16 protein-coding genes and 1 pseudogene are annotated in these 18,737 nt (G+C 64.6%); 13 read left to right on the forward strand and 4 right to left on the reverse strand.

All coding sequences use genetic code 11. The annotated features are described in order from the left end of the window. Window positions 1–75: 75 nt before the first annotated feature. From mtrB to AC5Y39_RS09300, 4 genes are all read left to right on the forward strand, one after another. Window positions 76–1,719: an MtrAB system histidine kinase MtrB gene (gene mtrB, locus AC5Y39_RS09285; protein ID WP_499907738.1), complete on the forward strand. Its 1,644-nt coding sequence runs from the start codon at window positions 76–78 to the stop codon at window positions 1,717–1,719. After that, complete coding sequence (gene lpqB / locus AC5Y39_RS09290; protein WP_500018182.1) at window positions 1,716–3,488, forward strand: MtrAB system accessory lipoprotein LpqB; 1,773 nt, start codon at window positions 1,716–1,718, stop codon at window positions 3,486–3,488. The genes mtrB and lpqB overlap by 4 nt, the downstream gene beginning before the upstream one ends. Window positions 3,489–3,853: 365 nt before the next feature. Then, complete coding sequence (locus AC5Y39_RS09295) at window positions 3,854–4,345, forward strand: Imm61 family immunity protein (RefSeq protein WP_500018184.1); 492 nt, start codon at window positions 3,854–3,856, stop codon at window positions 4,343–4,345. 304 nt (window positions 4,346–4,649) lie between these two features. Continuing rightward, window positions 4,650–5,162: an Imm61 family immunity protein gene (locus tag AC5Y39_RS09300; protein ID WP_500018186.1), complete on the forward strand. Its 513-nt coding sequence runs from the start codon at window positions 4,650–4,652 to the stop codon at window positions 5,160–5,162. A 769-nt stretch (window positions 5,163–5,931) separates the two neighbouring features. Here the strand turns inward: AC5Y39_RS09300 and AC5Y39_RS09305 are convergent. Then, window positions 5,932–6,249, reverse strand: coding sequence for a hypothetical protein (locus tag AC5Y39_RS09305; protein ID WP_500018188.1), 318 nt, complete (start codon window positions 6,247–6,249; stop codon window positions 5,932–5,934). Between the two features lie 448 nt (window positions 6,250–6,697). On the opposite strand from AC5Y39_RS09305, the gene AC5Y39_RS09310 reads away from it, so the two are divergent. The 4 genes and pseudogenes from AC5Y39_RS09310 to secA all read left to right on the forward strand — a co-directional run bounded on the left by AC5Y39_RS09310 (window position 6,698) and on the right by secA (window position 11,412). Then, window positions 6,698–6,838: a hypothetical protein gene (locus tag AC5Y39_RS09310; protein WP_500018189.1), complete on the forward strand. Its 141-nt coding sequence runs from the start codon at window positions 6,698–6,700 to the stop codon at window positions 6,836–6,838. A 76-nt stretch (window positions 6,839–6,914) separates the two neighbouring features. Continuing rightward, window positions 6,915–7,542, forward strand: a pseudogene (locus AC5Y39_RS09315) (ComF family protein). A gap of 257 nt (window positions 7,543–7,799) precedes the next feature. After that, the gene (hpf, locus tag AC5Y39_RS09320; protein WP_500018191.1) at window positions 7,800–8,492 is read left to right on the forward strand and encodes a ribosome hibernation-promoting factor, HPF/YfiA family; all 693 of its coding nucleotides are present in this window, start codon (window positions 7,800–7,802) and stop codon (window positions 8,490–8,492) included. 100 nt (window positions 8,493–8,592) lie between these two features. Then, window positions 8,593–11,412, forward strand: coding sequence for a preprotein translocase subunit SecA (secA, locus tag AC5Y39_RS09325; protein WP_500018193.1), 2,820 nt, complete (start codon window positions 8,593–8,595; stop codon window positions 11,410–11,412). Window positions 11,413–11,438: 26 nt separating this feature from the next. Here secA and AC5Y39_RS09330 read toward each other — a convergent pair whose 3' ends face one another. Further along, on the reverse strand, window positions 11,439–11,903 hold the full coding sequence (locus AC5Y39_RS09330) for an SRPBCC family protein (protein WP_500018195.1): 465 nt from the start codon (window positions 11,901–11,903) through the stop codon (window positions 11,439–11,441). A 9-nt stretch (window positions 11,904–11,912) separates the two neighbouring features. Beyond that, complete coding sequence (locus AC5Y39_RS09335; protein ID WP_500018197.1) at window positions 11,913–12,377, reverse strand: Rv3235 family protein; 465 nt, start codon at window positions 12,375–12,377, stop codon at window positions 11,913–11,915. Window positions 12,378–12,574: 197 nt separating this feature from the next. On the opposite strand from AC5Y39_RS09335, the gene AC5Y39_RS09340 reads away from it, so the two are divergent. The 5 genes from AC5Y39_RS09340 (at window position 12,575) to AC5Y39_RS09360 (ending at window position 17,937) form a co-directional block, all read left to right on the forward strand. Beyond that, a complete protein-coding gene (locus AC5Y39_RS09340; protein WP_500018396.1) occupies window positions 12,575–13,987 on the forward strand; it encodes a WS/DGAT/MGAT family O-acyltransferase in 1,413 nt (470 codons plus the stop codon). Window positions 13,988–14,010: 23 nt separating this feature from the next. Beyond that, complete coding sequence (gene ppk2, locus AC5Y39_RS09345) at window positions 14,011–14,880, forward strand: polyphosphate kinase 2 (RefSeq protein ID WP_500018199.1); 870 nt, start codon at window positions 14,011–14,013, stop codon at window positions 14,878–14,880. After that, window positions 14,877–15,380: a DUF6912 family protein gene (locus tag AC5Y39_RS09350; RefSeq protein ID WP_500018201.1), complete on the forward strand. Its 504-nt coding sequence runs from the start codon at window positions 14,877–14,879 to the stop codon at window positions 15,378–15,380. Before ppk2 ends, AC5Y39_RS09350 begins: the two co-directional genes overlap by 4 nt. A 68-nt stretch (window positions 15,381–15,448) precedes the next feature. After that, on the forward strand, window positions 15,449–16,594 hold the full coding sequence (locus AC5Y39_RS09355) for a ferredoxin reductase (RefSeq protein WP_500018203.1): 1,146 nt from the start codon (window positions 15,449–15,451) through the stop codon (window positions 16,592–16,594). A 77-nt stretch (window positions 16,595–16,671) separates the two neighbouring features. After that, complete coding sequence (locus AC5Y39_RS09360) at window positions 16,672–17,937, forward strand: fatty acid desaturase family protein (protein WP_500018205.1); 1,266 nt, start codon at window positions 16,672–16,674, stop codon at window positions 17,935–17,937. 9 nt (window positions 17,938–17,946) lie between these two features. Here the strand turns inward: AC5Y39_RS09360 and AC5Y39_RS09365 are convergent, their stop codons facing one another. Then, window positions 17,947–18,711 carry a fasciclin domain-containing protein gene (locus tag AC5Y39_RS09365; RefSeq protein WP_500018207.1) on the reverse strand — a complete coding sequence of 255 codons (765 nt, stop codon included), beginning with the start codon at window positions 18,709–18,711 and terminating at the stop codon, window positions 17,947–17,949. Between the last annotated feature and the right edge of the window lie 26 nt (window positions 18,712–18,737).

The following is an 18,737-nucleotide window of genomic DNA, read 5'->3' on the forward strand; positions in this document are numbered from 1 at the left end:
CGGTGGCCGCTCGGCGGTCGCTGCGTTCCATGACCGCTGCGCGGTCGCCGTCAATCTGACCGCTCGGCGGTCGCCGTGATCTTCGGTTCCAGGCGGCGCATTCGGCGCACCGCGCCACTGCTGCGTGGCCTCGGCGCGTTGAGTCGCGCCATCGGTCTCGCTTGGCGGCGATCCCTCCAGCTGCGTGTCGTCACGCTGACGCTGGGCTTGTCGCTGCTGGTGATTCTGGTCCTCGGTTTCGTACTGACCAGCCAGATCACCGACCGCGTGCTCGACGCCAAGGTCCGCGCCGCCACCGAGGAGATAGATCGGGCCCGCGCCACCGTCAGCGGCATCGTCGGCGGCGAAGAAACCCGATCCCTGGACAGCAGTCTTCAGCTGGCCCGCAACACGCTGATCGACCGCAAGACCGACCCCGGCGCCAGCAACCTGGGCGGCGCGTTCGACGCCGTGCTCGTCGTCCCCGGCGACGGTCCTCGCGCGGCCACCTCCGCCGGCCCGGTCACCCAGATCCCGGAAACCATGCGCGACTTCGTCAAGGCTGGCCAAGTCAGCTACCAGTACGCGACCGTGCACACCGAGGGGTTCACCGGCCGGGCGCTGATCGTCGGCAGCCCCACCACCGGGCCGGTGTCCAACCTCGAGCTGTACCTGATCTATCCGCTGTCCAGCGAGGAAAGCACGATCGCGCTGGTTCGCGGCACCATGCTGACCGGCGGCCTGGTGTTGCTTGTGCTGCTGGCCGCGATCGCTCTGCTGGTGTCACGGCAGGTGGTGCAACCGGTGCGGTCGGCGTCGCGGATCGCAGAGCGGTTCGCCGAAGGCCATCTGACCGAACGCATGCCGGTGCGTGGCGAGGACGACATGGCGCGTCTCGCGGTGTCGTTCAACGACATGGCTGAAAGCCTGTCGCGCCAGATCACCCAGCTCGAAGAGTTCGGAAATCTGCAGCGGCGCTTTACCTCTGACGTCAGCCACGAGCTTCGCACGCCGCTCACGACCGTGCGGATGGCCGCCGACCTGATCTACGACCACAGCGAAGAACTCGACCCGTCGCTGCGCCGGTCCACCGAGCTGATGGTCAGCGAACTCGACCGCTTCGAGACCCTGCTCAACGACCTGCTCGAGATCTCTCGTCACGACGCCGGCGTGGCCGAGCTGTCCGTCGAGCAGCTCGATCTGCGCACTACCGTGCGCAACGCGCTGGAGAATGTCGGCCACCTCGCCGACGACGCCGGCGTCGAACTCGAACTGGACCTGCCCGATCACGAGGTGATCGCCGAGGTCGACCCGCGCCGTGTCGAACGGATCCTGCGCAACCTGATCGCCAACGCTATCGACCATGCCGAGAACAAACCGGTACAGATCCGGATGGCGGCCGACGAGGACACCGTCGCCGTCACCGTCCGCGACTTCGGCGTCGGCCTGCGCCCAGGCGAGGAGAAGCTGGTGTTCAGCCGGTTCTGGCGCTCCGACCCGTCGCGGGTGCGCCGCTCCGGCGGCACCGGGCTGGGCCTGGCGATCAGCATCGAGGACGCCCGGCTGCACCAGGGCCGACTCGAGGCGTGGGGCGAGCCCGGCAAGGGCGCCTGTTTCCGGTTGACGCTGCCTCTGGTGCGCGGCCACAAGGTGACGACGAGCCCGCTGCCGCTCAAACCCGTTGCGCCGCAGCCAAATCCTCGCGCGCCGCGACAGCGCGAGGCTGCGGAGAAGGTATGAGACGCCTGCCGGCCGTGGTCGTCGCGCTGGCGGCCGTCATTGTGGTGGCCGTGTCCGGCTGCGCCGGGGTGCCGTCGTCGTCGGCGCCTCAAGCGATCGGGACGGTGGAGCGTTCGCCGGCGCCGAGCCTGCCCAAACCCACTCCCGGCATGGACCCCGACGTGCTGCTGCGCGAGTTCCTCAAGGCCACAGCGGATCCCGCCAACCGGCACCTGGCGGCCCGTCAATTCCTGACGGAGTCGGCGTCGCGTGGCTGGGACGACGCGGGCAGCTCGCTACTGATCGACAACGTCGTGTTCCTCGAAACCCGAAGTGCGGACCGGGTTTCGGTGAACATGCGAGCCGACATCCTCGGCTCGCTGTCGGACATGGGGGTGTTCGAGACGGGGGAGGGGGCGCTGCCCGACCCCGGGCCGATCGAACTGGTGAAAACCAGCGGCGGCTGGCGCATCGACCGCCTGCCCAACGGAGTGTTCCTTGACTGGCAGCAGTTCCAGGCGACCTACAAGCGTCACAACCTCTATTTCGCCGACCCGACCGGCAAGACCGTCGTACCCGATCCGCGCTACGTCGCAGTGGCCGATCCCGACCAGCTGCCCACCGAACTGGTGAGCAAACTGATCGCGGGCCCGCGACCGGAGATGGCTCACTCGGTGCGCAACATGCTGGCTCCTCCCCTGAAATTGCGTGGGCCGGTGACCCGGGCCGACGGCGGCAAGACCGGCATCGGCCGCGGCTACGGCGGCGCCCGCGTGGAGTTGGAGGGATTGTCGACCACCGATCCGCACAGCCGGCAACTGGTTGCGGCGCAGATCATTTGGACGTTCGCGCGCTCCGGCATCGCGGGGCCGTACGTGATCAACGCCGACGGCGCCGCGCTGGACGACCGGTTCGCCAACGGGTGGGAGGCCACAGACGTCGCATCGACGGACCCGGGCGCCGACGACGGTGCGTCGGCCGGTCTGCATGCGCTGGTGGGCGGGTCGCTGGTGTCGGTGGAGAACGACAACGCACCGCGGATGCCCGGCTCGTTCGGCCAGATGCCGGAGCAGAAGGCGGCGATGCTGTCGCGCACCGGCCGCGACGTCGCGTCGGTGGTGGTGCTGCGCGGTGGACAGCCGGACGCGGCGGCGTCGCTGTGGATCGGGCCCAGCGGCGGTGTCGCGGTGGAGGCTACAGACGGGCACACCATCACCCGTCCTAGCTGGTCGCTGGACAATGCGGTGTGGGTGGTGGTCGACGGCGTCAACGTGGTGCGGGTGATTCAGGAGGCGGCGTCGGGCCAGCCCGCCCGCATTCCGGTCAATGCGACGGCGGTGACGACGCGCTTTCCCGGTCCGGTCACGGAGTTGCAGCTGTCGCGGGACGGGACCCGGGCGGCCATGGTGATCAACGGCCAAGTGGTTCTCGCGACCGTCGAACAGACACCTGGCGGTGAATACGCGTTGACGTATCCGCGCCGGCTAGGCTTCGGTCTCGGCGCGTCGGTGGTGTCGCTGTCGTGGCGTACGGGGGACGATATCGTCGTCAGCCGCACCGACCCTCAGCATCCCGTGTCGTATGTGAACCTCGACGGCGTGAATTCCGATGCGCCCTCGCGCAACATCACAATCCCGGTGTCGACGGTGGTGGCCAACCCGTCGACCGTGTACGTCGCCGACCAGCGCGGCGTGCTGCAGTTGTCGAGCGCTGCTGCCGAGAACGAGCAGCGGTGGATCGAGGTGCGGGCGTTGATGATTGCCGGTGCCGTGCCGGTGCTGCCGGGGTGATCTGGGCGCTTACCCTCGAGGCCGAGTGTTGGGTTGATGTACGCGGATTCGCATAATGCGTGACTCAACCACACGCTCGGCGCAGGTCCAGGAACGGTAGGCGACCCAGATGGGAAATTCTTCGGTGTCATGGAAAATGGGTGTTCCGGCCTCCTTCGGGCAACGAAGTCTCCCCTGTCGGGGTCTTTGCGGCATTCCTACTACCAATACCGTTTAAGTGGCACGCTTCCTGACGAGTGGAGGACCGAAGTGTCGGAGGTAGCACCGGTATTCGGCCGCGATGGGGGAGGCTTACAAATGGTCATATTTGACAATGCCGGAGCGAGATTTCCCGTACATATACTGCTACGAACGGGCTCCATAAAATGAGCAATGGCTGCTATCAGTTGCCGGCCAAGGTTGCGATTTTTGCTGCTGCGGCTGGTTATCGACAACATCAATGCGACGACGAGACAACGATCCTATCGAATAAGGGCGGTGAGACCCGATTTTATATCAGGCCGAGCGATCGCAGCTGGTTTGTTGTATGTACTGCGGACCGCTCTGACGCGGCGCAGTTTCAGCTTGCGGCTGGAAATCATGCAGTACTTGATCGCCACTTCCTCACTATCTTTGGACAAGGCCTCCGCGTTAGCCGAAGATTGCCTCTCATACCTTTGCCGCAAGAAATAGAGTTCACGAATACTGGCTATACTGTCGTGCAGATGGACGATGGTAAGCATCAGTTGATTGACGAGCATGGTAGTAAACTCGCTGTCGCGCGAGCCGGTGACATTGGCAAGTCATACTTGGTTGAGTTATCGCATCTTCTCCCAAGAACGATCGAGCAAATCAGTGAAATGTTCGGTGACGCGTGACCTTCCAATGCCCATCGGTCGACCTGCAAGAGCACAATCGATCGGGCACCGGCGCGAACCCCGGGGCAGTCGGCCGCCGACGTGAAAGTGCCGGCGTCGGCCGGCGGATCTCCCACCCCCACAGCGCCAGCGGCGGGCGCGCTTCCCGAAGCGCAACGCATGCCCTCAGATGTAAGAATTGAATCGAGATATCCAAGGTAGCTCCTGCCTTTGGGAGCGAAGGTAAGGCTATGCAAGCGATGACTTTGGATGGGGGAGGCGACGCGGTGTTTGTATGGCGATTATTAGAGCGTGCAGCCCTGAAGTGAGCAATAACTGCTACGAGCCGTCCGCTGATGTTGCCGCCTTAGCGGTGGCGGCCGGCTTCAAGGAGCACGAAGTCGACGGGGACGCCACACGTCTGGTTAACAATGGCGGAGAAATAGTCTTCTACATCCGACGCGAGCCGCAGGGTTGGTACACCGTGATCAAGGCCAACCGTTCTGGCGCTGAGAAATTCGAATTGGCAGCTGCCGATCGTCGTGCGCTCGATCGATATTTCCTCGCGCTTTTCGGGCAAGGTGTGCGCGCCAGCCGACGAATAGCGCTTGTCAATCTGCCTTTCAAGGCTGAGGAAGTTTGCGAAGGTTATTCATTGATACCCGACGATGACTCCCTCCAGTGGCTTGTTGATTCGTCCGGGAGCAGAGTCGCTGCGGCGAAGAACAGCTCCACCGGCACGGCTAGGTTGGTAGAACTAACACACTTGCTTCCCCAAGCCTGCGATGAAATTATGTCGATGTTCCAAGTCGGCGACGAATTCCCTAATCATGGTTGAGATATCTCATCTTCTCCCAAACCATCGAGCAGATTAGTGAAATGTTCGGTGACCTGTGGCCTTCAATCTCCATTAACGACTTCCAAGGGCACAATTTATTGGGCGTCGGGGGCATTCGGCACGGACACGTCTTCACAGGAAGGGGTCGTTAATGGCGGGAAGTATATTCTTCCGCAAGCATCATTGGGCCGAGAGTGCGCAGCTCATCTTTTACGTATTCGACTATCTTGCGAAGGAAGCATCGGACCCGAACGTAAGTAGGTATCTATCAGAACTGGAAGCCGCGAATGTGCCTATCCTTGATTTGCGAGAGGCCAGACACTCGGAATTAGTTGACATTATTGCCGATGATCTTCCAGTGCATTTGGAAAATCTTAGCGACCCTGAGCGTCGACGCAGACTAACGGCGGCACTGGATGAGCTCATCTCGTATGCAAAGGAGCAAAAGGCAGATGACGGTTAAGCTAAGCTTATGTCACGTGTTCAACAATGTCGAAACAAGATATTGCAGAGCAGTTTTTCGAAGTACGGGATGCGGTTGAAACTATGACCGAGCTCGGTTTTCTTCGAGAGGTTACTTAATGAGGTTTGAACAGAACGGTATGCGGCCCACCGGCGAAGGAGGTTCGGTCGATGACTTCCTTCGGCAGTACGAGCAGTCGCGCAACCTATGGCGAAAGACGAAGGGCCGCACTCCTTGGAACTCGCCGGCCTGGATTGGAAGCGACCTCTCGCTCCGCAGGGGGTACCCGTTCCCGGACTGGACCGGCTATGTCATACGGCAAGAGGCAGACGCCTTCTTCGTTCTCGCTTCGACTACCGAACGGCGATCCACTCCGTCGGTGACCGTGGCCGCGGTCTTCTCGCGGATGGAAAATGCGGAAAATACGTCATCGCGCAGATGGGCGATTCTCTCAGGACCGAGTGCCGCGCTGATCCGGTCTTTTGGCGATGGAGAGATGGTGGCCTCGATGACCGCATAGAGAAAGATCTTCCGGATCAGCGACTTCTCACCGCAATCAACTGTATCGACAATGTCGAACCTGGGAAGCGGCGATCCATGCATCGCTATGTGATCAGGCAGCACCCTGACATCTACGCCGTTTTGCAAAGTTGGGAGGAGCCAATGAGTGATGTGTTGACCATCTCTTATGAGGAATTGCACGAGTTGCTAGCCGAGGAGGATTGCCGTTGCCGAGCTGGGATCACACGCAAGAGAACAGAATGCTCATGACGGCACTGACGAGAGGATCGAGTTGGCAAGAATCGAACTACGAAACCTCGATTTTGGCCCACCTGACTTGGAGGCGCAGATCCCGCTAACGGCAAGCCTCCGGCGGTGGATACCAGGTCCGGATAGGGATGATTACATAACCGTATTACTTGACCGCCCAATCAAGTATCACCCACCAGCTGATTTCGTGTGGGAGCGTACACAACCCGAGTTCCGTGCTCACGACGGTAATGGACCGTTTGTGTGGATCTATATGTTGGTCATATGTAGCCGATTCGTCGGCACGCAACTGCATCCCGGTATGAAGGCGTTTCCTGTGAATATCGCCTTTGTCATCGACAACACGCTTGGACGTGATCAGCGGCTGGACATGAGCAAGGTCGACTATGTCGCCGTTGGCTTCATCGATGCCCTCGCCGACGAACCGGTTCAGAACGAGTGACATCGTCGACTCACTTGCGTTGGAGCCCCTGCAGCATTGCCGTCGCCCTGTCGGTGGCTCTCGCCACACTGGCGCCATGCTTGACCTTGTCCTGCCGCTGGAGTGCGGTGGCTGCGGTATGCCGGCGACACGATGGTGTGACGCCTGCGCGCGCGAGCTGACGCTCACAGAAGACGACCCTCGACTGGTCACCCCACGCGTGGACTCAGAGGTGCCGGTGTTCTCGCTCGGTCGCTACGCCGGCGCCCGCCGGGCCGCGATCGTCGCCGCCAAGGAACACGGCCGCACCGACCTGCTGACACCACTGTCGCAGGCAACGGGCCAAGGACTGGACCGGCTGGTCGGCTGGGGGATCGTCGGCCTGCCGCTGACGCTGGTGCCGGCGCACTCGCCGGTCTGCCGCGCGGCGCCGCGGCGGTGACCCCGTCACCCGCATTGCGCGCGCCGTCGCCACCACCCGTGACGGCGTGGAGGTCGTCGCCGCGCTGCGCATGCGGGCACGCACACGCGACTCAGTCGGCCTCTCGACAAGCGCGCGGCAGCGCAATGTGCGCGGCCGCATCGTGCTGCGCCGAAGCCCCCACGGCGACGTCGTTCTCGTCGACGACATCGTCACCACCGGCAGCACTGCCGCCGAATCGGTCCGCATCCTGCATGCCGCAGGAGCCCGCGTGGCGGCGGTGCTCGCCATCGCCCATGCGTGACACATGAAGAACAGGCAACGGGTGAGAGAAAGGGGTGGCACGCGGCGGTGAACACCATTACCGTCGGGACCAAGCAACAGTGACTCGGCCGCCTCGAACCACCGGGGCGCCACTTACCGACAGCGGTAGGAGGTGAGTCTTTCGACCTCTTGTGCCGGTGGGTGGCGAAGGCGTAGGTCGCGATCCACCGGTTTTGTTTCACAGAACCCGGCACGCCGGACCGCGTGCGACTCCGCGACAGAAACGAGTTGTCAAGCATGCCAAGCCGATCCGTGGAATCCGATCTGGGGACATCTCCCGCTCGCGGGGGAGTCCTGGCCGACACCGACGATGCTGAACCCACGCCGCGCGCCGAGGTCGTGGTGAAGGGGCGCAACGTCGAGATACCCGACCACTTCCGCGTGTACGTGTCGCAGAAGTTGGCCCGCCTCGAGCGGTTCGACCGCACCATCTACCTGTTCGACGTAGAGCTCTACCACGAGAAGAACCGCCGCCAGCGCAAGAACTGTCAGCACGTGGAGCTCACGGCCCGGGGGCGTGGCCCCGTGGTCCGGGGCGAGGCGTGCGCCGACAGCTTCTATGCCGCTTTCGAGTCGGCGGTCAACAAGCTGGAGAACCGGCTGCGCCGCAGCAAAGACCGGCGCAAGGTCCACTACGGCGACAAGACCCCGGTCTCGCTGGCGGAAGCCACCGCCGCTGCGGTACCGCCGTTGGACAACCAGGCCGCCGAGTCACCACCGGTCGACGGCATCGCCGTCGACGACCACGAGCCCGGGCGCATCGTGCGGGTCAAGGAGCACCCGTCGACGCCGATGACCGTCGACGACGCGCTCTACGAGATGGAGCTCGTCGGCCACGACTTCTTCCTTTTCCACGACAAAGAGACCGACAAGCCCTCTGTCGTGTATCGACGGCACGCCTACGACTACGGGTTGATCCGGCTGGCGTAACCGCCGTGACAGCCTGAACCCCGCGGCGAGCTCTGACTGGCCTGTCGCACTCTCGCCTACCATGGGGTACGCCGAAGACGTCAACCCATAGGGGATATCTGTGCTGTCGAAATTGCTGCGCCTCGGTGAAGGTCGCATGGTCAAACGCCTCAAGGGCGTCGCAGACTATGTCGGCAGCTTGTCCGGTGACGTAGAGAAGCTCAGCGACGCCGAGCTGCGGGCGAAGACCGAGGAGTTCAAGAAGCGCTACGCATCCGGGGAGGATCTCGACGACCTGCTGCCCGAGGCGTTCGCCGTCGCCCGCGAGGCCGCCTGGCGGGTGCTGGACCAGCGGCCGTTCGACGTGCAGGTGATGGGTGCCGCGGCGCTGCACTTCGGCACCATCGCCGAGATGAAGACCGGTGAGGGCAAGACGCTGACCTGCGTGTTGCCCGCCTACCTCAACGCGATCGCGGGCAAAGGCGTGCACATCGTCACGGTCAACGACTACCTGGCCAAACGCGACAGCGAGTGGATGGGGCGCGTGCACCGCTTCCTGGGCCTCGACGTCGGCGTCATCCTGGCCGGCATGACACCCGACGAGCGGCGGGTGGCCTACAGCGCCGACATCACCTACGGCACCAACAACGAGTTCGGGTTCGACTACCTGCGCGACAACATGGCCCACCGGCTCGAGGACCTGGTGCAGCGCGGCCACAACTACGCGATCGTCGACGAGGTGGACTCGATCCTCATCGACGAGGCCCGCACGCCATTGATCATCTCGGGGCCGGCCGAGGGCGCGTCGAACTGGTACACCGAGTTCGCCCGCCTCGCGCCCCTGATGGAAAAGGACGTCCACTACGAGGTGGACATCCGCAAGCGCACCGTCGGTGTGACCGAGCTGGGCGTCGAGTTCGTCGAAGACCAGCTGGGCATTGACAACCTCTACGAAGCGGCCAACTCGCCGTTGGTCAGCTACCTCAACAACGCGCTGAAGGCCAAGGAGCTGTTCCACCGCGACAAGGACTACATCGTCCGCGACGGCGAGGTCCTGATCGTCGACGAATTCACCGGCCGCGTGCTGATCGGCCGCCGCTACAACGAGGGCATGCACCAGGCCATCGAGGCCAAGGAAGGCGTGGAGATCAAGGCCGAGAACCAGACGCTGGCCACGATCACGCTGCAGAACTACTTCCGCCTCTACGACAAGCTCGCCGGCATGACCGGCACCGCCCAGACCGAGGCGTCGGAGTTCCACGAGATCTACAAGCTCGGCGTGGTGTCGATCCCCACCAACAAGCCGATGATCCGCGAGGACAAGCCCGACCTCATCTACAAGACCGAGGAAGCCAAGTACCTCGCGGTGGTCGACGACGTCGCCGAGCGGTATCAGAAAGGTCAGCCGGTGCTGATCGGCACCACCAGCGTCGAACGCTCGGAATACCTGTCTCGGCAGTTCCAGAAGCGGCGCATCCCGCACAACGTCCTCAACGCCAAGTACCACGAGCAGGAAGCCGGCATCATCGCCGAGGCCGGCCGCCGCGGCGCCATCACCGTCGCCACCAATATGGCCGGCCGTGGCACCGACATCGTGCTGGGCGGCAACGTCGACTTCCTTACCGACAAGCGGCTGCGCGAACGTGGCCTCGACCCGGTGGAAACGCCTGAGGACTACGAGCAGGCATGGCACGACGAGCTCGCGAAGGTCAAAGCGGAAGCGGCGGCCGAGGCCAAAGAGGTAATCGAGGCCGGCGGGCTCTACGTGCTCGGCACCGAGCGGCACGAGTCGCGGCGCATCGACAACCAGTTGCGCGGCCGGTCCGGGCGTCAGGGTGACCCTGGCGAGTCGCGGTTCTACCTGTCGCTCGGTGACGAGTTGATGCGGCGGTTCAACGGCGCGACGCTGGAGTCGCTGCTCACCCGGCTCAACCTGCCCGACGACGTGCCGATCGAGGCCAAGATGGTCACCCGCGCCATCAAGAGCGCCCAGACGCAGGTCGAACAGCAGAACTTCGAGGTCCGCAAGAACGTCCTCAAGTACGACGAGGTGATGAACCAGCAGCGCAAGGTGATCTACGCCGAGCGTCGTCGCATCCTCGAGGGCGAAAACCTCAAAGACCAGGCCCTGAAGATGATCCGGGACGTCGTCACCGCGTACGTCAACGGCGCCACCGCGGAGGGCTACGCCGAGGACTGGGATCTGGAGCAGCTCTGGACGGCGCTGAAGCAGCTGTATCCGGTGGGCATCGACTACAAGCAGCTGACCCACCGCCACGACGACGTCGACGACCTCACGCGCGAGGAGCTGCTCGACGCGGTGCTCGCCGATGCCGAGCAGGCCTACGCCAAGCGGGAGGCCGAGATCGACGCGCTGGCCGGCGAAGGGGCAATGCGTCAGCTCGAGCGCACGGTGCTGCTCTCGGTTCTGGACCGCAAGTGGCGCGAACATCTCTACGAGATGGACTACCTCAAAGAGGGCATCGGGCTGCGCGCGATGGCGCAGCGCGACCCGCTGGTGGAATACCAGCGCGAGGGCTACGACATGTTCATGGGCATGCTCGAAGGCCTCAAAGAGGAGTCCGTCGGCTTTTTGTTCAACGTCGCGGTGGAAGCCGCGCCCGCTCCGACGGTGGCGCCCGTGCCTGCGCCGGAAGGGCTCAGCGAGCTCGCGGCGTCCGAAGCCGACCGGCAGGGTGGTGCAGTGGCGACGAAGGAGAGGGCGAGCGCTGCGCCAGCTCCCTTGCGCGCCAAGGGAGTTGACGACGGAGAGCAGCAGCTTACCTACACCGGGCCGTCGGAAGACGGTTCAGCGCAGGTGCAGCGGCGCAATGGTGGCGAGCCCGCAGGTGTGTCCGCTGGTGGCACCCGGCGTGAGCGCCGAGAAGCCGCACGGCGGGCCGGCCGCGGAGCCAAGCCACCGAAATCGCGCAAACGCTGAGAGGCGGGCTGCGGCGAGGCGCGAGCTCAACGCCTTTCGACGAGCTTGGCTATCCGTTCCAACGTCTCGCGCATGCCGTTCTCGGCCTGCTTCGGCATGCCGCTGGATCGCAGCAACCACTTCTGCTTGTCCTGCGAGATGTCCCATGTCTCGCGCACCCGCGTGCCGCCGCCATTGGTGGGCTCGAGCTCGTAGCGCCAGATGCGGCCGCCTACCAGGCCACCCAACATAGTTGTCTGCCAAGCGATTCGGCGGTCGGGTTCGAATTCGATGACGGTATTGGTGGTCCGGTACGGCAATCCCATCCGCATCGACATACCGAACTTGGAACCCTTCGACAGCGGTATCGATTCTTGCTCGGCATGCTGCACGGTGCCGGAGCCGTCGAAGCTGGCGTGCTTGCCGGCGTCGGCAAGTAACTCGAAGATCGCACTCGCCGGTGCGTCGATCACCCGTTCGACGCTCACTCTGTCGTTTTCCACGCTGGCCATGGACCCACGCTAGCCGATCTGGAGCGCCACGAGTCGCCATCTTCGACGGCCGCGGACCACGGCGTGCTCCACCCGCCCCGCGATCGCGCGGACCCGCTCGCCGCGGCAATAGGTCGCAGACACCTCCGCGATCTCGCCGTCACTATCCACGATGCGCAGCCGGACCCGGCGCAGCTGAGCCGCCGTCCGGCCGGCGCCTCGGGGCGCGCGGGCCAAAGCGATCACCGTATCGGTCACGCAATCGCCGAGCATCGGCTGCAGCTGCGCGAACGGGCGGCGCCCGTCGATCACTTCCAGCACACCACGCAACGCGGCTTCGGCGAACACGGCCGCAGCCTGTGCCGACGGCTGCTCCGGCGCAGGCGGCACCGCAACCAGCCGGCGGGTCCGTCGGGGACCAGGCGTCGGTGGGCGGGGCTGGCCGATCGGCGGCTCATAGTCGACGACGGGAACGACGGTCAAATGGCGGTTCATGCGCGCAGCCTCCAGCGGTGACGATGTCGACCTGCCTGCTGGAGAGACGCAGACGTGTACTCACAAATGATCCCATGGCAAATGCGGCGTCCTAGCGCCGAATTTTCGTTCCGGCCCGACAATGCGGAACACCCGCGTCGCCGGATACGGTGGGCGCAAGCTGCGGCTGAGTTCGGTGAGGGGAGGGTATGGCCCGCGTGGTGACCCGCTTGTCGGCATCCGACGCGTCGTTCTACCACCAGGAGGACACGTCGACGCCGATGTACGTCGGGTCTCTGTCGATTCTGCGGCGGCCGAAGGGTGGCCTGTCGTACGAAACGCTGCTGCGCACCGTCGAGCAGCGGCTGCCGCAGATCCCGCGCTATCGCCAAAAGGTGCGCGAAGTGACGTTCGGTCTGGCCAGGCCGGTGTGGGTCGACGATCCCGACTTCGACATCACCTACCACATCCGTCGCTCGGCGCTGCCCTCTCCGGGCAGCGACGAGCAACTGCACGAGCTCGTCGCCCGGCTGGCATCGCGGCCGCTGGATCGCTCACGGCCGCTGTGGGAGATGTATCTGGTCGAGGGCCTGGCGAAGAATCGGCTGGCGATCTACACCAAGTCCCACCAGGCCCTGGTGAACGGCATGACGGCCCTCGAGATCGGCCACGTGATCGCCGACCGCACCCAGCGCCAGCCCGAGTTCGGCGAGGACATCTGGATTCCCGCCCACGAGCCGTCGAACTTCGAGCTGGTGATGGGGGCAGTCGGCGACTGGGTGACGCGACCCACCACGCAGCTGGAGTCAATGCGCACCGCGGCCGCCGACATGGTCACCAACGCGGGCTACCTGGCCGACATGGGCCGTCAGCTCACCCATACCGTGCGCACCCTGTTGCGAGGCACCGCGCCCGACAGTCCGCTCAACACGCAGGTGTCGCGTAACCGCCGATTCACCGTGGCCACCGGCCGGTTGGAGGACTACCGCAAGCTGCGGGCCCGCTATGACTGCGACGTCAACGACGTGGTGCTGGCCGTGGTCGCCGGGGCGTTGCGCAATTGGCTGTTGTCGCGGGGGGAGCCGGTGACGACGACGTCGACGGTGCGCGCGATGGCGCCGATGTCGGTGTATCCCGAAGCCGATCTGGAGACCAATGCCGGCCCGGGACAGGCGATCAGCGAGGTGTCGCCGTTCCTCGTGGATCTACCCGTCGGCGAGGGCAATCCGGTGGTGCGGCTCTCGCAGATCGCGCACGCCACCGAAAGCCACCCGACGGCCTCGAGTCTGGTGGACGCGCGCACGATCGTGACGCTGTCCGGCTTCCCCCCACCGACGTTGCACGCGATGGGCATCCGCGTGGCTACCAGCTACTCGGCTCGGGTGTTCAACCTGCTGATGACTAACGTTCCTGGCCCCCAGTCGCAGATGTACATTGCGGGCGCCAAGCTGCTGGAGACCTACGCGGTGCCGCCGCTGCTGCGCAATCAGGTGCTGGCGATCGGGGTGACGTCCTATTGCGGGATGCTCTATTACGGCATCAACGCCGACCGTGACGCGATGAGCGATGTCGACATGCTGCCGACCCTGCTTCAAGAATCCCTCGACGAGCTGATCGAAGCCGCGCAGTAGGTCTGCGGCGATACCATTCGGCGATGAGCGGCAACAAGGCGCACGACGCGTCGGCGTCGCCGACGGGCAAGCCCAAGCGACGCAAGATCCCGCCGGACGTGTATGAAGCTGAATTGTTCCGTCTCCAAACGGAATTCGTGAAGTTGCAGGAGTGGACCCGCCATTCCGGCGCGCGCATCGTGGTGGTGTTCGAAGGCCGTGACGCCGCTGGCAAAGGCGGCACGATAAAGCGGATTACCGAGTACCTCAGCCCGCGGGTGGTGCGCATTGCCGCATTGCCGGTGCCATCTGACCGCGAACGTGGCCAGTGGTATTTCCAGCGCTACATTGCGCAGTTGCCGGCACGCGGGGAGATCGTGTTGTTCGACCGGTCCTGGTACAACCGCGCCGGCGTCGAGAAGGTGATGGATTTCTGCACGCCGCAAGAGCATTCGTTGTTTCTCACGCAGGCACCGATTTTCGAGGACATGCTCATCGACGACGGCGTGGTACTGCGAAAGTACTGGTTCTCGGTGTCGGACAAAGAGCAACTGCGTCGGTTCCGATCGCGCCTGACCGACCCGCTGCGGCAGTGGAAGCTCAGCCCGATGGATCTGGAATCGATCTACCGGTGGGAGGACTACTCGCGTGCGCGCGACGAGATGATGGCCGTCACCGACACTCCCAAAAGCCCTTGGTACGTCGTCGAATCCGATTCGAAGAAGGCTGCGCGACTGAACATGATGGCCCATCTGCTGTCCACTTTGGATTATCACGAGACGCCGAGGCCGACAGTAAAGCTGCCGCCCGAGCCCGTTCACTCCGACAGCTACCAGCGTCCCTCGCGGCGCCACTACCACTATGTGCCCGACCACGTCGCCCGTTTGCTCGGCCAGGCGGAGCCGGCATCGTGACACGGGTCTACATCCCGGCCACGCTGGCGATGCTGCAACGGCTGGTGGCCGACGGCCAGCTCGACCCGGTGAATGGCACGGCTTTTGCCGTGACGCCGGCGCTTCGGGAGGCGTACGCGGAAGGCGACGACGACGAGCTCGCCGAGGTGGCATTGCGCGATGCCGCGCTGGCGTCGCTGCGGCTGCTGACTACCGAGGACGACTCGTCTGGGCTGCCGCCCCGGCGCGCGGTGCTGGTCGCAGACGTGGATTATGCGCAGCCGCTTCCGCTGCTCGACGATGCCGTTGTGCGGCTCAGCGGTCCAGTGTGGTTGGACCAGGTGGTCTGCGCACACGTCGACAACGCGGCGGCCGAGGAGGCGGTGGTCGCGGCGGTGGAAGCGATTGACGCTGCCGACCTTGGGGACGAGGATGCCGAGCTTCGGGTCGGCGACGCGCAGGACCACGATTTGGCCTGGTACGCGCCGCAGGAGTTGGCTTTCCTCCTCGACTTGCTCTGACGGGAGTTGTTACGCCACCGTAGGTTACGGTACCGTAGGTAGCACGGATTGACCGACGGGAGTGAGGCATGGGTTCGAAGATCTCGAAGCCCACCGCGGTCGTCGCCGATACTCAACGGCCGACCGTTTCAAGCGCCGCAGCCAAGCATCCGGTGTGGCGGACACTGCGCGCGGTGGCCAGCCGGATCACCACGCCGCTGCTGCCCGACGACTACCTCCAACTGGCCAATCCGCTGTGGTCCGCCAGGGAATTGCGCGGCCGTGTACTCGACGTCCGGCGGGAAACCGCCGACTCCGCGACCCTGGTGATCAAACCGGGGTGGGGCTTCGAATTCGATTACGAGCCGGGCCAGTACATCGGCATCGGTCTGCTGGTCGACGGGCGCTGGCGGTGGCGCTCGTATTCGCTGTCCTCGAGCCCAGTGACCTCACGCTCGGCGCGCACGATCACGATCACCGTCAAGGCGATGCCCGAGGGTTTCCTGTCGACGCATCTGGTCGGTGGAGTCGCGCCGGGCACTATCGTGCGGCTGGCTGCCCCGCAGGGCAACTTCGTGATGCCCGATCCGGCGCCGGCGTCGGTGCTGTTTCTCACCGGGGGCTCGGGCATCACCCCGGTGATGTCGATGCTGCGCACGCTGGCGCGTCGCGATCAAATCACGGACATCGTGCACATCCATTCGGCGCCAACGGAATCCGACGTGATGTTCGGCGGCGAGCTGGCCGACCTGGCGCGCGAGCATCCCGGTTACCGGCTGAATCTGCGGTTCACCCGCACACAGGGCCGCCTCGATCTGAACCGGCTGGCCGAAGAAGTGCCGGATTGGCGCGAGCGTGAAACGTGGGCGTGCGGCCCCCTGGGAATGCTCGAGGCGGCAGAACAGGTGTGGGCCGACGCCGGACTCACCGGCAAGCTCCACCTCGAGAGGTTCGCGGTCAGCAGGGCTGCCACGCATGGCGCCGGCGGCACCGTGACGTTTGCCCGCAGCGGCAAGTCGGTGACCGTCGACGCCGCCACCTCGCTGATGGACGCCGGCGAAAACGCTGGCGTGCAAATGCCTTTCGGCTGCCGGATGGGAATCTGCCAATCATGCGTGGTGGGCTTGGTCGACGGCTATGTGCGCGACTTGCGCACCGGTGTGGAGCACGAGCCCGGTACTCGCGTGCAGACCTGCATCTCGGCGGCGTCGGGAGATTGCGTGCTGGACGTCTAATGATTACCCACTGGTAACCTACGACGTCGTAGGTTACGCTAGCGTAGGTAGCGACCCGACGGCGGAAGGAGCATGCGTTGGCTATCTCGGACGTCCCCGCGTTCGCCCACCTCACGGACGCGGACATCGAAAGCCTCGCGGTCGAACTGGACGCGATACGCCAAGACATCGAGGACTCACGCGGCGAGCGCGACGCGCGCTATATCCGTCGCACCATCGCCGCGCAGCGCGCGCTCGAGGTGGCCGGCCGGGTGATGCTGGCGGCCAGCTCCAAGCGGTCGGCCTGGTGGGCCGGAGCAGCGACGCTGGGCCTGGCCAAGATCATCGAGAACATGGAGATCGGCCACAACGTCATGCACGGCCAATGGGATTGGATGAACGATCCCGAGATCCACTCCTCGACGTGGGAGTGGGACATGGGCGGCGCGTCCAAGCACTGGCGCTTCACCCACAACTTCCAGCACCACAAGTACACCAACATCCTGGGCATGGACGACGACGTGGGCTACGGCATGCTGCGCGTCACGCGTGACCAGCGCTGGAAGAAGTACAACGCCTTCAACCTGCTGTGGAACACGATTCTTGCGCTCGGCTTCGAGTGGGGCGTTGCGTTGCAGCACGTGGAGATCGGCAAGCTGTTCAAGGGCCGGGCCAATCGCGACGCCACCAAAGTACGGCTGCGTGAGGTATCGACCAAGGCCGGCAGGCAGGTGTTCAAGGACTACGTCGCGTTCCCGGCGCTGACGTCGGCCTCACCGGCCGCCACCTTCAAGTCCACGGCGACCGCGAATTTCATGGCCAACGTCATCCGCAACGTGTGGGCCAACGCGGTCATCTTCTGCGGCCATTTCCCCGACGGCGCAGAGAAGTTCACCAAGACCGACATGGAAGGCGAATCGAAGGGCCAGTGGTATCTGCGCCAGATGCTCGGTTCGGCCAACATCGATGCCGGGCCGGTGATGGCGTTCATGACGGGCAACTTGTCGTACCAGATCGAGCACCACCTGTACCCGGATCTACCCAGCAATCGGCTGGCCGAGATTTCGGTGCGGGTACGTCAGGTGTGCGACAAATACGACCTGCCCTACACGACCGGGTCGTTTTTGGTGCAGTACGGCAAGGCGTGGCGGACGATCGCCAAGCTGTCGCTGCCTGACAAATACCTCAGTGCCACCGCAGACGACGCACCGGAAACCCGCAGCGAAAAGATGTTCGCGGAGCTGGAGCCGGGATTCGCCGGCCCCGATCCGAACACCGGTCGTCGACGTGGGCTCAAGACCGCGATCGCGACGGTTCGCGGCTGGCGCCAGAACCGGCGGGAAGCCCGCCGCGCCGCAGCCTGACCTCGGCGCTCAGCGCCCGGGCGCCTCGGCGGCGTTCGGCGCGGTCAGGCTCGGCGATGCCGACGTCGACGAGGGTGTCGACGAAGGTGTGGTCGGCGTCGTGGAACTGCTGCTCGAGGCCGTCGAGCCGGCCGGGTTCAAGACCGTGTCGATCATGTAGATGACGCCGTTGGTGGTCGTGATGCCGCCGCAGACCACTTTCGCCGTGTCGTCGACCTTCACGTCGCCGCCCTTGCCGGTGACGGTGACCTGGTTACCCTGCAACGTCGTCAACTTGCCGTGCACGTCCTCGGGGTACAGCAGGCCGAGCACCACGTGGTAGCTGAGCAGATTGCTCAGCGCGGCCGGATCGGCCTTCAGCGCGTTCAGCTGCTCAGGCGGCAGCTGGGCGAATGCGTCGTCGACCGGTGCGAACAGGATGTGCTGACCGGAGTTCAGCGTCGAGACCAGGTTGACGTTCGGATTGAGCTGTCCGGTCAGCGCCGCGTTCAGCGTCGTCAGCATCGGGTTGTTGGCCACGGCGTCGGTGATCGACTCGGTCGCCATGCCCGCGAACGACCCCTTACCCGACGGGACCTGCTTCTTGTAGTTGTCGCAGCCGGAACCCTGGGGGTCGGGCGGCTGCAAGGTGGGGCTCGTCGGGCTGCTGGTCGGCGTCGGCTCCGACGGGGGGTCGCCGTGCGCCGTCACCGACAGCCCCAACGACAACGCGATCGCGGTGCCGGCCGCGAGAAGGCCAGCCACCTTACCGGCGTGCTTACCGGCGTGAGTCATAACTTTGGGTCCTCTCGGTCTACGTT

The sequence above is a fragment of the Mycobacterium sp. NGS39 genome, assembly GCF_059812765.1.

What these genes read in the sequence shown, in the direction of transcription:
- AC5Y39_RS09330 (WP_500018195.1), bottom strand. Translation starts at nt 11,903, where the DNA reads ATGGCCAGCGTGGAAAACGACAGAGTGAGCGTCGAACGGGTGATCGAC.
- lpqB (WP_500018182.1), top strand. Translation starts at nt 1,716, where the DNA reads ATGAGACGCCTGCCGGCCGTGGTCGTCGCGCTGGCGGCCGTCATTGTG.
- AC5Y39_RS09335 (WP_500018197.1), bottom strand. Translation starts at nt 12,377, where the DNA reads ATGAACCGCCATTTGACCGTCGTTCCCGTCGTCGACTATGAGCCGCCG.
- AC5Y39_RS09365 (WP_500018207.1), bottom strand. Translation starts at nt 18,711, where the DNA reads ATGACTCACGCCGGTAAGCACGCCGGTAAGGTGGCTGGCCTTCTCGCG.
- AC5Y39_RS09355 (WP_500018203.1), top strand. Translation starts at nt 15,449, where the DNA reads ATGGGTTCGAAGATCTCGAAGCCCACCGCGGTCGTCGCCGATACTCAA.
- AC5Y39_RS09295 (WP_500018184.1), top strand. Translation starts at nt 3,854, where the DNA reads ATGAGCAATGGCTGCTATCAGTTGCCGGCCAAGGTTGCGATTTTTGCT.
- ppk2 (WP_500018199.1), top strand. Translation starts at nt 14,011, where the DNA reads ATGAGCGGCAACAAGGCGCACGACGCGTCGGCGTCGCCGACGGGCAAG.
- hpf (WP_500018191.1), top strand. Translation starts at nt 7,800, where the DNA reads ATGCCAAGCCGATCCGTGGAATCCGATCTGGGGACATCTCCCGCTCGC.
- AC5Y39_RS09310 (WP_500018189.1), top strand. Translation starts at nt 6,698, where the DNA reads ATGAAGGCGTTTCCTGTGAATATCGCCTTTGTCATCGACAACACGCTT.